Raw genomic sequence first — 14,681 nt, 5'->3', positions numbered from 1 at the left:
AAGAAAAATGATCGTCATCCATGGCGGTCATTTTTCATCTTTAGAAGGTTTCTACGAAGAAGCCTCCAATGTGTTAATGAAAGACACAGACTGGAAAGTAGGAACATTAGATGGTTTTGATGATATTCTGTACGGTGGTTTTGGAGTCTTTGAAAACAAAGAGGAAATTGAGATCCTCTGGAAGAAATCACAAAAATCAGAAGAAGATTTAGGACTTAAAGCAACCCAGGAATTTTACAAAAACAAAATCAGGCAGGGGAAACCTTTTAACATAGAACTGATTCAGCAAAAATTAGACGATCTGAATGTAGGAAAAGGGCAAACACTGTTTGAGATCCTGGTAGAAATTATTGGATCACACCAGAATATTACTCTGATCTTGGATTGATGAGTAATGAGTAATGAGTAATGAGTAATGAGTAATGAGTAATGAGTGGAAATTTTGAAATATGAATTATTCACTGTTTTCAAACCTATCATTAAGCTTCATCAAAATCAATTTGTTGATTCTTTCTTAGCTCCCTAAAATCAACAGAATCATAATAGGAAATCTTTGCGTCAAAGAAATACATTTTAACCATTAAAAATGAAGACTTTAAGATAAGTTACGGTTCATCAAAGATGAGTTTAAGGAGCTTCTTATATAAAATAGTTTAGCTGTTTTCTTAATTACTTAAAAAATCGTAATGGTTCAAAATAATACTTTCAAAATAATACTTTCAAAATAATTTTATATTAAAAATCCCTTGCGGATAAGCTAGATTCAGTAGATTTTATCTTACTTTGAAGAATATTTAAAAGCTTTAAATATGGAGCAGAAATCAATAAACAAAAGAATTAATTGAATGAAGAAAATAGTATATGGGCTGTTCTTTGGGGATAGCATAACTTATGGAGAATATGACGGCGTTTTTGGAGGTTGGGTAGATATTCTAAAAAGATATGCCCTGCAAAAGTTCCATGAAGGAAATGGTGATGAACTCATCTTATTCAATTTGGGAATCGGAGGCGAAACAACAGAAGGTTTATTAAAGCGAATGCCTGTAGAATTAGAAGCAAGAAATTCAGCAGACGGAAATCTGGTTTTCATAAGCTACGGAGCCAATGATCTTGCTATAAAAGAAGGAGTACAGATTGTAAATCCTGAAAAATTTAAACATAATATCATCACAGCAGTTCAGCAGGCTCAACAGTTTTCTAATGATATTTACTTAGTAAGTATTCTTCCTATCTCTCAAAATATAGATGGAGTAATAGTAAGTTCAGGAAAGCTAAGATCCAACGAAGAGGTTGTCGCTTACAATCAAATTCTTAAAGAAATTGCAACCGATTATTCTTTAAGATATATCGATTTTTATAATGCAATATTAGATGATAAAGAAGTTCTTCTCTCAGCAGATGGAGTTCATCCCAATGAGAAAGGCTACGGAGTGATGGCCGAAATTGCAATCCCAATCATTGAAAAATATTTATAATGCCTTATTTATTTTCTTACGGAACCTTACAAAAAGAAAAGGTTCAACTCGAAACATTCGGACGGATTTTACAAGGTGAGAAAGATACCCTATCTCAATATAAATTAGGAATGCTTGAAATTACAGACCCGGAAGTTCTAAGGAAAAGCGGTCAAAAATATCATCCGGTTCTGGAACTCTCAGAAAATGCTGATGATGAAATAGAAGGAATATTATTTGAAGTAACAGAAGCCGAAATTCTTCAGGCAGACGAATATGAAGTAGATGATTATAAAAGGATAGAAACTGTTTTTAAATCCGGAAATAAAGGATTTATTTACGTGGGGAAATAAACTTTTTTGCATTTATCTTCAATGAGTGAATTTTATTTAGTAGTTTTAAGTAGCAAAAAAAACTACTATGAAAAATTTAAAGAAAATTAAAAGACAAGAGCTAAAAACTGTAAAAGGAGGAGGAGTAAATCCACCTAGGATTATTTATCCCAAAGATGAAAATGGAAACTGCAGCACCTTCCCCTATTACTATTATTGCCCAAAATATGATGGATGTATGACTGGGGAAGCATGGGATGCCTATTGTCCTTTGTAAGATAAAAATATTTAGTGAACAGAACGTTTCTGAGAAATACTTAATTTTCAGAAACGTTTTTGCTTTAAAAACAATATCACCGTCAATAGAAAAGGCCTTTAGCATGTTTTATATTTTTAATCCCCAATCCAATGGGTTTAGCCAAAACATAAAAATTAACCTCTAAAGCATCATTTATCATCTATTAATCATCATGCATTTTAAAATGTTTCTCCTGACAAACAGTTGTCACAACACCTATATATCTTTGTCATACAATAAAAAAATAAAAAATGAATAACGTACAAGTGGAACCTTTTAAGATGATAGGAATTGCAGTAAGGACAACCAATGAGAATGAACAGGCAGCAAAGGATATCCCGTTGTTATGGGAAAAGCTGATGAAAGAAAATGTATTGGAAAATATTCCTAATAAAATAGACAATACCGTTTATTCAATCTATACAGATTATGAAAAAGACCATACGAAACCTTATACTACACTGTTAGGATGTAAAGTAGAAAATCTTGATCATATTCCGGAAGGAATGATTGGGAAATCTTTTGAGGGTGGAAATTATATCAAGTTTACAGCAAAAGGAAATTTGGCGGACGGCTTAGTGATCAATGAATGGTTTAAAATCTGGAATATGGATCTGGGAAGAACTTTCACCGCAGATTTTGAAATGTATGGAGAAAAAGCACAAAACCCTTTGGATGCAGAGGTTGCTATTTTGATTGCTGTACAATAATCAAAATAGCAAGCAAAACTTATATTTATTTCACCATAAAAAAGCCTGTTCATCATGATGAGAACAAGCTTTTTTTATTTATAGAAAATAGTTTTTATATAATCTTTAGTTCCATCTCCATTATAATCAGAGTTGTCTGCTGCAAGAATGGTCAGTTTATTGGCAGTAATATCCAGTACTTCCGATTCATTATTATTAATCGTAAGTTTCATGTGAGCAGGATTGTATAGATAAGGTAATGTAGCGTCTTTCATTACACATTCAGAATTTATACTGTTATAATCATTCATATAATACTTACCGTTGTTTCTAAACTCATAAGTACTTTTTTTCTTGCAATCATCAGGAGGAGTTTCTGTAAGAATAGTCTCTTTATTATTCCCGGAAATGATGTATTGGGTCTGAATCTTCCAGATTCCTACAATATTGGTATCATAAACAGGGTCAGGAATAGATCCCTTTGGGGTATCATCACCTAAGGTACATGATATGAGACTTCCCGATATTAAAATTCCAGCGAATATCTTTTTCATAAATGAATTTTTGGCGAACTTAATGAAAATACTTCAAAGAATCCAGAATATTTTTTGCCTTTTTTTATTTTTTTAAAAAAGATATTTCCAATACACAAGAATCCCAATAATCACAGAAACAACAGCTATTAATACAACCGCTCCAGCTGCAATATCCTTAATAAAGCCAATTCTTTTGTCAAAATCGGGTTGAATGATATCACATATCTTTTCGATGGCTGTATTGAAAATTTCAGCACTTAAAACGGCTGTAGAAATAATAACTATAATGGCAGCATCGGTAGATGTAAGTTTTAAATAAAAAATCAGGACCAGATTAATGAAAAAGGCCAGAAGCTCGATCTGAAAATTCCTTTCCGTTTTAATCATCATAAAAACACCCCGGAAAGCATTCAGAAAACTTTTATGGAGAGGTGGTTTTTGCATGTTCCTTTACTTTTTTCAACAAAGATAGCTTTTGTATTTTGATTGTTGCCGGTAATCTGTTATATTTGGAAAACTAAGATTACAATATATTCAGCAGTCCATATTTTGATACAAAAATATACCGCTATGGAAACCAGAACGTAATATCGGGTCTGAAACCCCATTGACGATCTTTGTTAAAAACTCGTCAGGAATATTCTTTTCTTTGTTGTATGTATTTATTATATTTGTAGAAACTTATTTTATAAATCTATGAAATTTATTATTTCAAGTGGTGAACTGCAGAAGGCGTTGCAAACTGTAAGTGGCGTAATATCAAGCTCTCAATCGAGACCGATTTTAGAAAACTATCTTTTTGAATTAGACGGAAATAATGTTACCATTACAGCATCTGACGGCGAGACAACTCTTGTAACTTCTCTGGAAGTAAAGTCTGATGACTCAGGTAAATTTGCTGTTCCTGCTAAAATTTTTCAGGATTTTATCAAGACATACGGAGAACAGCCTTTGACATTTGTTGTAAAGGACAATGCGGAAGGAACTGGAAGCCAGCTTGAGATTTTAGATGAAAAAGATAATTTCGCAGTAGCATTAGATAACGCTGATGACTATCCTGAATTACCGGAATTCGATGCTTCTCAAAGCGTAGTAATGCCGGCTGGAGTTTTGTCTGAAGCTTTAACCAATACATTATTTGCCACCAGTAACGATTCACTTCGTCCAGTAATGACAGGAGTATTATTCCAGTTTGGAGAAAACGAAACCAATTTCGTTTCTACAGACTCTCACAGGCTTGTTGTTTACAAAAGAGCAGACCTGATGAATGCTGAACCAATGGAGTTTATCATGCCTAAAAAACCTTTGAATATCTTCAAAAATATTCTGGCAAGTTCGAATGATGACGTTAAAATCGACTTCAACGAGAACATGGCTAAATTTACTTTTGGTAAACATATCTGGATCTGTAGACTGATTGATGGTAAATATCCAAACTATACGGCGGTAATCCCTAAAGAAAACCCGAATGTATTAACCATCAACAGGAACCTTTTATTAGGAGCAATCAAAAGAGCCTCTATCATGTCTAATAAATCTACCAACCAGGTAAGATTTAAGCTTTCAGGAAATATTCTTCACCTTCATGCAGAAGATACTGAATATGCAAACAAAGCAGATATGCAGATCCCTTGTGATTATAACGGAGAAGATATCAATATCGGATTTAGCTCTAAATTCTTAACAGAAATGTTAACAATCTTAGGCTCTGATGATATCACCATGAAAATGTCTCAACCCAACAGACCGGGAATCATTGAACCGCTTGATGGTCTTGAAGAAAACGAAAATATCTTAATGTTGTCAATGCCGGTAATCGGATTGTAATATTAAAATACAAATACTAAAAAAGCTGGAGTAATCCGGCTTTTTTTGTTTCCAAGATCTTCATAGTTAAATATAATATTGAACCATGAAGAAAAATAAAAAATTTCCATATAGCTTCATCAAATCAATTTGTTGATTCTGTCTTTGCTTCTCAAAATAAGCATGTAAATAGTAAAAACTTTGTATTAAAAAAAATTAAACGCTAAGATCGCAAAAAGAGACAGCATAAACTGCATATTTCTGTTCGCAGGGGCATTTGCAGTGAGTAATAATTCAATTAAGATATAGAAAGGAAACAGTCATTTCTTGCTGAGTGAAACGCCTCTGCGATCTTAAAAATCATATTATCATTATAAAATCCTAGCGCACATTGCGTTAAAAGAACAAATCAAAATACAAATGAAATAATCACGTTATTTGTATTGCATAACAACTCTCATTATGGAAGTAAAAATACAATCTTACCCATCTTCAGATTTTCTTTCAGAATTTACTACAGAAAACTATACTGTAATGATATGGAAAGGGGCAGGAGTATTCTCCGTGGATGGGATCAATTACTCTTATAACGATTATAATATTCTATTTCTCTCACCTTATCAGAAACTGAAATTATTTTCCGATTCAGAAGAATGTATTACTCTCCTTCTTTTTCATGGAGATTATTACTGTATTGAATATCATAAAGATGAGGTGGCCTGTAATGGACTCCTTTTCAATAATATTTATCTGAATCCCGGTATAGAACTTTCAAAAGAGAATTATGAATATATCCTGGAACTTTTTAATCATATCAAAAGGGAAGAAAAGGAGAATCACCAGTTTTCACAATCTATCATTAGAACATACATTCAGTTGATTCTTGCTATTTGCAGTAAACAGAAAAATAGTATTGAAAATAACCAGGCACTCAACGAAAAATTACCCAACAGGAACGCAGTGGAATTTCAAAAATTATTGGAAGGCAACTTTAAAAAGGAAAAAGAACTTTCATTTTACAGTGGTAAACTCAATATTACCAACAATACTTTAAGTAAGCTTATCAAAAAAGAGTTTGCAAAAACACCTACTCAGCTTATTAACGAGAGAATCATTCTGGAGGCTAAAAAACTGCTTCATTTAACGTATCGATCCATAAAAGAAATTGCTTCAGAATTAGGATTTGATGATGAATTCTATTTTAGCAGATACTTCAAAAAATCAGTAGGCTGCTCTCCTAAACAATACCGGGATAAAGTAGGAATTTCAGTAGTGGCAAAAATGTCCATGTAATGTCCTGAAATATCTATGTTAAAGCGTTATGCACATGAATACCTTTGTTAAAAAAAGTAAATCATATGCAAAACAGTAAGTTGTACAGTCGTTTATTAAAATGGGAGGTTTATTTCTTTAATTTCTTAAGAATCTCCATCTTTGTAGTAATGGCCTGGATTGGCGGGCTTAAAGCCTTTCAATATGAGGCTGATGGAATAGTTCCTTTTGTGGCGAATAGCCCTTTCATGAGTTTTTTTTACAAAGATGCAGGGAATAAAGTAATGAATGAAGACCAAAAGCTGGTTTCAGAATATACATTGTATAAAAACCCTGAAGGAAAAATGGTGAAGAAAAATATTGATTGGCATACACACAACCGTACCTATACCTTTGCCTACGGATTGGGAACAATGATTGTGATTATAGGAATAATGGTGTTGCTGGGAATTTGGTTTCCTAAAATCGGAGCATTAGGAGGCGCTTTAACGTTTTTAATGTCTTTGGTTACTTTATCTTTTCTGGTGACCACTCCTGAAGTATATGTTCCTAATCTTGGTGGTGATGATCTAACACCTCAATACGGATTTCCTTACCTTTCAGGAGCTGGCCGTCTTGTCTTGAAAGACATCATTATGATGGCTGGAGGGTTGCTTTTATTTTCCGATAGTGTAAAAAGAATCATAAAGCCATCTTAGAACTTGTGTTGAAATTTTGGACAGAAGTAAGCATTATAATGATTCATACATCCTTTATGCGAAAAATCTATTAAAATTATTTGTCTTAAAATCGCTCTGAAATTTCTGTATTTCTCAAAAAAACACGACATTTGTACCGCGAAAAACCGACTCAATAACTGAACGGAATTTCAAATAAAAGTTTCAAAAATAGTGCAAATGAAACCTTACGTTTCGTTTGACGAATTAAACAAGTAGATAGAATAAGCAAATGAAAATATCAAACAACTGGCTGAAAGACTTTGTAAAAACGGAATTGAAAACTGAAAGAATCGGTGAATTCCTTACAGACATAGGTCTTGAGGTTGAAGGGATAGATAAATTCGAAAGTGTAAAAGGCAGTCTGGAAGGAATTGTTGTAGGTAAAGTGTTAACCTGCGAAAAGCATCCGAATGCTGATAAACTGAAGAAGACAACAGTAGACGTTGGAAACGGGAAGGTATTGAATATCGTTTGTGGTGCTCCTAATGTAGAAGCAGGACAAACAGTTCCTGTAGCCGTTGTCGGAACAAAAATCTATGATAAGACCGGAAACTTTTTTGAAATTAAAGAAGCAAAAATCAGAGGGGAGGTTTCTCAAGGGATGATCTGTGCAGAAGATGAGCTTGGCCTTAGCGAAGATCACGGAGGGATCATGGTTTTAGATGAAACTAAATATGAAGTAGGGAAGAATTTTGCAGACTATTTTGAATTGACGAACGATGAGGTTCTTGAAATTGGTTTAACCCCAAATAGAACTGATGCAATGTCACACTATGGAGTAGCGAGAGATCTTCACGCATTTCTTTCTACGAATCAGCAGAAGTCACAATTTAACAAAGTTGCTTCTGAAGCTTTAAATAATGAAGGTTCTCATGATTTCAAGCTTGAAATTGAAGACGCAGAACTTTGTCCAAGATATATCGGAGCGGTGATTGAAGATGTAAAAGTTGCAGAATCTCCAAGCTGGCTAAAAGACAGATTAAAAGCCATCGGATTAAGCCCTATTAATAATGTGGTAGATATTACCAATTATATTCTTCATGGATACGGACAGCCGCTTCATGCATTTGATGCAGATAAAATTGCAGACAAAAAAGTGAAGGTAGGAGTGGTAAAACCAGGAACAAAATTCACTACCCTGGATGGAGTAGAGAGAACTCTGAATGGTACTGAAATCATGATAAAAGATGGCAAAGATGCACCAATGTGTATTGCCGGAGTATTTGGTGGTGAAAACTCAGGAGTATCTGGAACTACCCAAACGGTATTCCTTGAAAGTGCTTACTTTAATCCAATTGCGGTAAGAAAAGGAGCTAAAATTCACAGCTTGAATACAGACGCTTCTTTCAGATTTGAAAGAGGAGTAGACCCGAATCTTACAAGAACGGCTATTACTCACGCTATTAAAATGATTCAGGAAATTGCTGGTGGAAAATTGGTGGGAGAACTTTTAGAAGAATATCCGAAGAAAATTGAAGATAATTATGTGATCATAAGATTCTCTAAAATTGAACAGATTTTAGGAACAAAAATTCACAGAGAAAAAGTAAAAGAGATCCTGAAAGCATTGGAAATTCAGGTGTTAAATGAAATACCTAACGGTTTTGAAATCTCTGTTCCTGCTTACAGAGCAGACGTAACAAGAGAAATCGACGTTATTGAAGAAATTTTAAGAATCTACGGATACAATAAAATCGATGCTCCACAAAAGATTTCATTTACACCAGTTAAACTGAGTGCAAATGATCAGGATGAATTGGAGAACAACTGGGCAAGAACTTTACAAAGCCTTGGTTTCAATGAAGTAATGAACAACTCATTAACTTCAGTAAAAGATGAAACGGATGCTGTGAAATTATTGAATCCCTTAAGTGGTGATCTCGCATTCATGAGAAAATCTCTATTAGAAGGATTACTTCAAAATACTGTTTATAATATCAACAGAAAGCAACAGGATATCAAGTTCTTTGAATTAGGAAAGATCTATCATAAAAAAGAGAAATACGAAGAAAGAAAGCAGTTAGCCATTATTGTTTCCGGAAGAGATGTAGCAGAAAACTGGCTGCAGCCTAAATCTGCAGTAAGTTTCTACAACCTTAAGGCTTATGTAAAAGTTTTATTGGAAAGATTAGGGGTAAATTATAAAGAAGTGGCTTTATCTGACGAAAGATTCTCTGATGCACTAGCTTATGAAGCAGAGGATAAAGTATTGGTAAGAATCGGTAAAGTGGCTCCGGCATTGTTAAAAGACTTTGATATTGATCAGGATTGTTTCTATGCTGAAATCGAACTTGAATTGGCTCAGGAATTACGTTCTAAAAACGAATTGAAGTTTAAAGACATTCCGAAATTCAACAAGATCAGAAGAGACTTAGCATTATTAATTGATAAAAATATTAATTATCAGGAGTTGTATCAGACTGCGAAGAAAAATAAATCTCCATTCATTAAGAGTATCAACTTATTCGACGTGTATGAAGGAAAAAATCTTCCGGAAGGTAAAAAGTCTTATGCCATGAGCTTTGAGCTTTTAAACGAAGAGAAAACACTGGAAGAAAAAGAAATTACTGAAGTAATGGAATCTTTAATTAAATCTTTCCAGAAAGAATTCAATGCAGAATTAAGATCATAGTAAAGAAGTATAATAATTTAAAAAGCGGGCTCTAAAGCCCGCTTTTTTTCTTTTAATTTTGAAATTTTACAAAATCTAGATAAAAAGCAGGATTTCCTGCATTGAAAGTTGTAGGAATGACTACATTAGTTTTTCCGGCAAATACAGTATAAGTCCCAGGATTAGCAAAGTAAAGTACCCGGTTTTGATCTCTTGGAAACATAAAGGCGGCGGTATTAGACCCACAATAGCTTCTCCATACATCACCGATACCATTAATGTAGAAAAAATAATCATTACATTCTGAATTAATGGATATCCCACAACGGAAAAAGTACCATCCCTTTTCTGGGATAATCACACTCAGCCCTGTATTAAAAGGTCCTCCTGCTGGACCGGTAAAAGGGTTTACAAGTGTCCCGGAGGCTGGAGTCCAGGCATTGGCAAAAGCAGTTACAACAGTAGTAGACCATGTTGCTACACCACTTGGATCGCTGGTAAGTACTTTACCTAGCCCCTGAGTACCATCAGTTATTTTCAAGGCTCCTGCTGTGGTTCCATTATTAATTTCTAGAGGAACAGATGGAGTAGTAGTTCCTATACCTATCCTGTTATTAGCACCATCTATGGATAATGTGCTATTGTTAACAGAAAATCCGTTAGTGGCGGAAGTTGTAAAGGCAAGAGGAAAATTACCTTGTGATATACTTGTATTTCTGCTAAGGCTTCCTCCTAACTCCATTTGACTTGCACTTAAAGAAAGTCCGTTTCCTGCTGTTGTAAGAGCATTTTTACCTACCTTTTGCCAGATATTTCCATCAAAAAAGTAATAGCCTTCTGCTGTGATATTAGCTGTTTTTGTACTTGGTACTGCAACAGCTGATGTTGCATAGATAAGGGTTCCTTTCTGATCTGCCCCATAACTGAGATCTCCTGCTTTAATCTGGTCTCCTGTAAGTCGGGGAGCTATAATTCCCTCAGGCTGACTGCCATCGGTGGTTTTAGCATTGATGTCAAGGCTGGCCTTAGGGTCAGAGGTATTAATGCCTACTTGGGAAAAAAACAAATTAAATGATAACAGAAACATTGTGGCGTAGAAGTTTTTTTTCATACTGTTTAAAATCTTTTTTTAAAGTCTAATTTTGATACAATAAAATTAATTGTTAAATATTGATATTGAAGATAAATTAGGGTTAAATTTATTATTAATTTATGTTTATATTTGTTATTTAATAAAATTTATATTTATATTTATTTATTGTTTGTTTTTTATTAATGGTTTTGTGTGGGTTTTGAATATACTGATAGTGCAGAATATTTTTTACTTCCTGACTAGGAAAAAATATATATTGGAAGCAAAACACATTGAAAATATCAACTGTTAAAGAATAATAAAATTGAATGCGGCCCGTTTTAATAATATAAAATCCGTAAATTTGGGTTAATTCAAATAGTAAAAAATGAAAAATCTTTTTTTAAGTATATGTGCAGCAGCAGTATTGGTATCATGTGGAACCATGACAAGCCCATCTGCTTCTAAAGTAGGAAAAGCTCAGCCGGCACTTGCCAATACAAAATGGACCTTGGCTGAGAACGTAAAAGGAAAAATCCCAACATTAAATATTGAAGGAGAAAAAATTAATGGAAATGCAGGATGCAATAACTATTTCGGAACAGCTACTATAGATCCTTCTACTGGAGGTTTTTCTGCCGGTCAGATGGGTTCTACAAAGATGATGTGTAACAATATCGGAGTAGAGCAGAATTTTATGGATATGATGGGAAAAGCTAATAAATATGTGATTTCCGGAAATACACTAGAGCTTTATAAAGACAATCTTTTATTATTGAAATTCAATAAATCAGAATAAAAAAAGAAAAGGAACTCAAATTGAGTTCCTTTTTTATGATTTAGATGTTATTAATCTTCCTCTTCTTCGTCGTACTTAGCCAACTCTTCATCGCACCATTTGAAAGCTGCTTCCACTACTTTTGTAGCTTCATCTGCCATAGTTTCTTCATCATCTCCTTCAAGATCATCTAACCACTCAACTTCCTCTTCCTCAACGTTTAGGATAAATCTTGGATATTCTGTGTGAACTACGAATAGATCTTCAGGAAATTCCGAATTATCTGCTAATAAAAACTTTGGTAATTTCATTTTTTTAATGTTTTAACTTTGAATCAAAGATAATAAAATTATTGATATTTATTCTTGTCGATCTTAACTTTTTGTAAAACTTTATAGCGCGTTAATGTTGTTTTCTGTAGCGTATCCTGAGGCTTTAAAGTAATACTTACCTGAGGGTTTACCGTGCTGATAATTTCAGCTAACTGCACTTTTTCTAAATCCTTTTCCTCAATAATAAAGAACTTCAAGGGTACCTTGTCTAAGTTTTCTGACTTTAAAAATTCTGTAATTGCTTTTCTGTTTTCAAGATAGTTTCCTTTTGAAAGCCATGTAAATAACATTCCGGACATCAGGCTTAAAATACCAATGATATAAACTTTGGTATTGAATATCTCAAACAGCTTTTTAAAATAAACCAGCCAGAGAGGAAGACTAAACGGAGCAATTAACCTATAATCAATAGGAGTTATAGAATAAAAATACTGGATAAAATAAGAACATACAATCCCAAAAACACCTATGAAAACATAGAAAAGTTCAGAATCTGAAAGCTTTTGCCTAACAAAAAGAAAAATCATCAAAAGGATATTCAAACTCCCGATTCCGTAAATTCCATAGTTGATGATACCTCCTGCCGGATTAGCCATGTGAATGAACGGATTAAAAGAAGTACTTAGTCCCTGGAATAATTCTACTAGTAATTCAGGAGTCGTGTGAAGTCCCATTTCTAAAAAGTCCTGTACATAATCCTTATTAAAATAATCAATGAATAAAAACTTATATAAAACTATGAAAATCATTCCTATAGCTGCTGAAATGATGAATGTCTTACCATATTTTCTTTTCCAGAAAATAAGCCCGTATAAACCTGTTCCTCCAATGATAAAGAGTGCACTATATCTTACGTTGTAGAGTAAAATCAGCGATAAAGAAAGATAAAAAACAGCTTTCCAACCTTCTAGTTTTCGATCGATAATAAGGGCTGTTATGTACAGAAAAAGGAAGACAAAAGGTAATATCAATGCTTCACTCATGGTGAAGGCAAAAATTGAAATGATGTTGAATAAGCTGCACACAAGAATTGACTCCCTGAAATAGAATCTTTTTTTCCAGGCCAATAAAATAATAAATAAACAGCCGAGAATACCTATGACTTTACTGCTCCAGAATTCATCAAACCCGAAGTAGGTAAAGAATTTGATGGCTGCAGGATAAGCCAAAGGAGTGGTGGTGTTATCAATGACAGGAAGTCCGTGGGCAAATCTCATATAGCGGATAGAATCCGGATTTACTCTTCCTTTTTCATTGAGCAGAAAACGAAAAATGGTCATCACTATAGTAATGATGACCAATAATATTTGAATGTATTTTTCTTTAATTTTCATCAAAGCTGTCGTTATTGAGTTTAAGTAAAGGTTGAAAGCCCAAATTTATAACTTATAACGCACAACTCATCATTTGAAGATTATTTTAAAAACATTTTTGCAACTTTTTCAGCTTTTTTGCTTTCAGAGTAATCATAGAAGCCTTCTCCAGATTTTACTCCCAATTTTCCTGCTGTTACCATGTTTACAAGCAATGGATTCGGAGCGTATTTTGGATTCTTAAATCCATCATACATTACATTCAGAATCGCTAGACATACATCAAGTCCAATGAAGTCAGCCAGTTGCAGTGGTCCCATTGGATGAGCCATACCTAATTTCATCACGGTATCAATTTCCTCTACACCCGCAACCCCATTGTAAAGAGTTTCGATAGATTCATTAATCATAGGCATTAAAATTCTATTTGCTACGAAACCAGGATAGTCATTAACCTCTACAGGAACTTTTCCTAGTGTCTTGCTCATTTCGTAAATAGCATCGAAAGTTTCTTTAGAAGTGGAGTACCCCTTAATAATTTCAACCAGTTTCATGATAGGAACCGGGTTCATAAAGTGCATCCCGATTACTTTATCTGCTCTTTTGGTAGCAGCAGCAATTTTCGTGATAGAGATAGAAGAAGTATTGGTGGCAAGAACACAATTTGCAGGAGCTAATTCATCCATCTGACCAAAGATTTTTAATTTAAGATCAAGATTTTCAGTAGCCGCTTCTACAATAAGGTCAGCAGATCCCACTGCGTCATTAAGCGATGTGAAAGTCGTAATGTTTCCTAATGTTTCCGCTTTTTGCTCTTCTGTAAGGTTTCCCTTTGCAATGATTCTGTCAAGGTTCGTAGTAATGGTTTTCAATCCTCTGTCTAATGCTTCCTGAGAAACATCCACAAGATTTACTTTAAAACCGCTTTGTGCGAAAGTATGTGCAATACCATTTCCCATGGTTCCTGCTCCGATAACTACAATGTTTTTGATCATTTTCCTTTATTTTTTTTATAGATAGTTAAATTTTTAGCATTGATAAGATCTTGCTGGTGAGCAATATCTGTGGAGTCAAAATTTACAGTTCCAATGTTCTGCTGCTGTCTGTTGTTGTTCTGATTAGAAACAGCAGCTGTGAGCCCCCTTACAAGACGGCTTCTCTGATTATTGGTAAGAAAATCAGTCCCAACATATAATTCAAATTCACCTTCTCTTCCTAAGCCTTTTTGAATAAGGATTTCCAGGTTTCTTATCTGATTTTTCTTTTTAAATTCTTTTAGGTAGCTGATGACAGGCTTTTCAGAAGCTGGGCCGCAGCATACACTTGTATAGCCGATCTTTAAATAGTTTTGATTCCTCTGTGAGAAGAAGAATGTGGCGCAAAATAAAGCTGCTGCTAATAGTCCTTTTTTCATAATGATGCAGTCCGAGAATCAATCCGATTCTCTGCGCTAAAATTAAGCTTAATAT

The 14,681-nt window shown here is 34.0% G+C and carries 17 protein-coding genes; 10 read left to right on the top strand and 7 right to left on the bottom strand.

Going from position 1 to position 14,681, the window contains the following annotated elements:
• Positions 1 to 7: 7 nt before the first annotated feature.
• The 5 genes from AC3HD6_RS19365 (at position 8) to AC3HD6_RS19345 (ending at position 2,794) form a co-directional block, all read left to right on the top strand.
• Positions 8 to 388, top strand: a complete 381-nt coding sequence (locus AC3HD6_RS19365; RefSeq protein ID WP_488897827.1) for a barstar family protein — start codon at positions 8 to 10, stop codon at positions 386 to 388.
• Positions 389 to 845: 457 nt separating this feature from the next.
• On the top strand, positions 846 to 1,475 hold the full coding sequence (locus AC3HD6_RS19360; RefSeq protein ID WP_488897826.1) for an SGNH/GDSL hydrolase family protein: 630 nt from the start codon (positions 846 to 848) through the stop codon (positions 1,473 to 1,475).
• Positions 1,475 to 1,807 (top strand): gamma-glutamylcyclotransferase family protein, encoded by a 333-nt coding sequence (locus AC3HD6_RS19355; protein ID WP_488897825.1) that lies wholly within the window; start codon positions 1,475 to 1,477, stop codon positions 1,805 to 1,807. Before AC3HD6_RS19360 ends, AC3HD6_RS19355 begins: the two co-directional genes overlap by 1 nt.
• A gap of 67 nt (positions 1,808 to 1,874) precedes the next feature.
• On the top strand, positions 1,875 to 2,063 hold the full coding sequence (locus AC3HD6_RS19350; RefSeq protein ID WP_488897824.1) for a bacteriocin-like protein: 189 nt from the start codon (positions 1,875 to 1,877) through the stop codon (positions 2,061 to 2,063).
• Positions 2,064 to 2,335: 272 nt separating this feature from the next.
• On the top strand, positions 2,336 to 2,794 hold the full coding sequence (locus AC3HD6_RS19345) for a GyrI-like domain-containing protein (RefSeq protein ID WP_488897823.1): 459 nt from the start codon (positions 2,336 to 2,338) through the stop codon (positions 2,792 to 2,794).
• Positions 2,795 to 2,868: 74 nt separating this feature from the next.
• Here the strand turns inward: AC3HD6_RS19345 and AC3HD6_RS19340 are convergent, their stop codons facing one another.
• A complete protein-coding gene (locus AC3HD6_RS19340; protein ID WP_488897822.1) occupies positions 2,869 to 3,327 on the bottom strand; it encodes a lipocalin family protein in 459 nt (152 codons plus the stop codon).
• 72 nt (positions 3,328 to 3,399) lie between these two features.
• The gene (locus tag AC3HD6_RS19335) at positions 3,400 to 3,753 is read right to left on the bottom strand and encodes a diacylglycerol kinase family protein (RefSeq protein WP_488897821.1); all 354 of its coding nucleotides are present in this window, start codon (positions 3,751 to 3,753) and stop codon (positions 3,400 to 3,402) included.
• A gap of 252 nt (positions 3,754 to 4,005) precedes the next feature.
• On the opposite strand from AC3HD6_RS19335, the gene dnaN reads away from it, so the two are divergent.
• The 4 genes from dnaN to pheT all read left to right on the top strand — a co-directional run bounded on the left by dnaN (position 4,006) and on the right by pheT (position 9,738).
• Positions 4,006 to 5,136 carry a DNA polymerase III subunit beta gene (gene dnaN, locus AC3HD6_RS19330; RefSeq protein ID WP_066692427.1) on the top strand — a complete coding sequence of 377 codons (1,131 nt, stop codon included), beginning with the start codon at positions 4,006 to 4,008 and terminating at the stop codon, positions 5,134 to 5,136.
• A 441-nt stretch (positions 5,137 to 5,577) separates the two neighbouring features.
• The gene (locus AC3HD6_RS19325; RefSeq protein ID WP_488897820.1) at positions 5,578 to 6,408 is read left to right on the top strand and encodes an AraC family transcriptional regulator; all 831 of its coding nucleotides are present in this window, start codon (positions 5,578 to 5,580) and stop codon (positions 6,406 to 6,408) included.
• Between the two features lie 65 nt (positions 6,409 to 6,473).
• A complete protein-coding gene (locus AC3HD6_RS19320) occupies positions 6,474 to 7,085 on the top strand; it encodes a DUF417 family protein (RefSeq protein WP_488897819.1) in 612 nt (203 codons plus the stop codon).
• 250 nt (positions 7,086 to 7,335) lie between these two features.
• Positions 7,336 to 9,738 (top strand): phenylalanine--tRNA ligase subunit beta, encoded by a 2,403-nt coding sequence (gene pheT, locus AC3HD6_RS19315; protein WP_488897818.1) that lies wholly within the window; start codon positions 7,336 to 7,338, stop codon positions 9,736 to 9,738.
• 52 nt (positions 9,739 to 9,790) lie between these two features.
• Here pheT and AC3HD6_RS19310 read toward each other — a convergent pair whose 3' ends face one another.
• A complete protein-coding gene (locus AC3HD6_RS19310; protein ID WP_488897817.1) occupies positions 9,791 to 10,828 on the bottom strand; it encodes a hypothetical protein in 1,038 nt (345 codons plus the stop codon).
• A gap of 349 nt (positions 10,829 to 11,177) precedes the next feature.
• Here AC3HD6_RS19310 and AC3HD6_RS19305 point away from each other — a divergent pair, with 349 nt between their 5' ends.
• Positions 11,178 to 11,588 (top strand): META domain-containing protein, encoded by a 411-nt coding sequence (locus tag AC3HD6_RS19305; protein WP_488897816.1) that lies wholly within the window; start codon positions 11,178 to 11,180, stop codon positions 11,586 to 11,588.
• A 50-nt stretch (positions 11,589 to 11,638) separates the two neighbouring features.
• Here the strand turns inward: AC3HD6_RS19305 and AC3HD6_RS19300 are convergent, their stop codons facing one another.
• From AC3HD6_RS19300 to AC3HD6_RS19285, 4 genes are all read right to left on the bottom strand, one after another.
• The gene (locus AC3HD6_RS19300) at positions 11,639 to 11,878 is read right to left on the bottom strand and encodes a DUF8828 family protein (RefSeq protein ID WP_002977986.1); all 240 of its coding nucleotides are present in this window, start codon (positions 11,876 to 11,878) and stop codon (positions 11,639 to 11,641) included.
• Between the two features lie 38 nt (positions 11,879 to 11,916).
• A complete protein-coding gene (locus tag AC3HD6_RS19295; RefSeq protein WP_488897815.1) occupies positions 11,917 to 13,233 on the bottom strand; it encodes a hypothetical protein in 1,317 nt (438 codons plus the stop codon).
• 80 nt (positions 13,234 to 13,313) lie between these two features.
• Entirely contained in the window at positions 13,314 to 14,204 is an 891-nt protein-coding gene (locus AC3HD6_RS19290) for a 3-hydroxybutyryl-CoA dehydrogenase (RefSeq protein WP_488897838.1), read from the bottom strand.
• Complete coding sequence (locus AC3HD6_RS19285) at positions 14,204 to 14,626, bottom strand: hypothetical protein (RefSeq protein ID WP_488897814.1); 423 nt, start codon at positions 14,624 to 14,626, stop codon at positions 14,204 to 14,206. Before AC3HD6_RS19285 ends, AC3HD6_RS19290 begins: the two co-directional genes overlap by 1 nt.
• Positions 14,627 to 14,681 lie beyond the last annotated feature (55 nt).

Source organism: Chryseobacterium sp. II3a (assembly GCF_057815135.1).
This window is presented reverse-complemented; position numbering and strand designations above follow the sequence as displayed.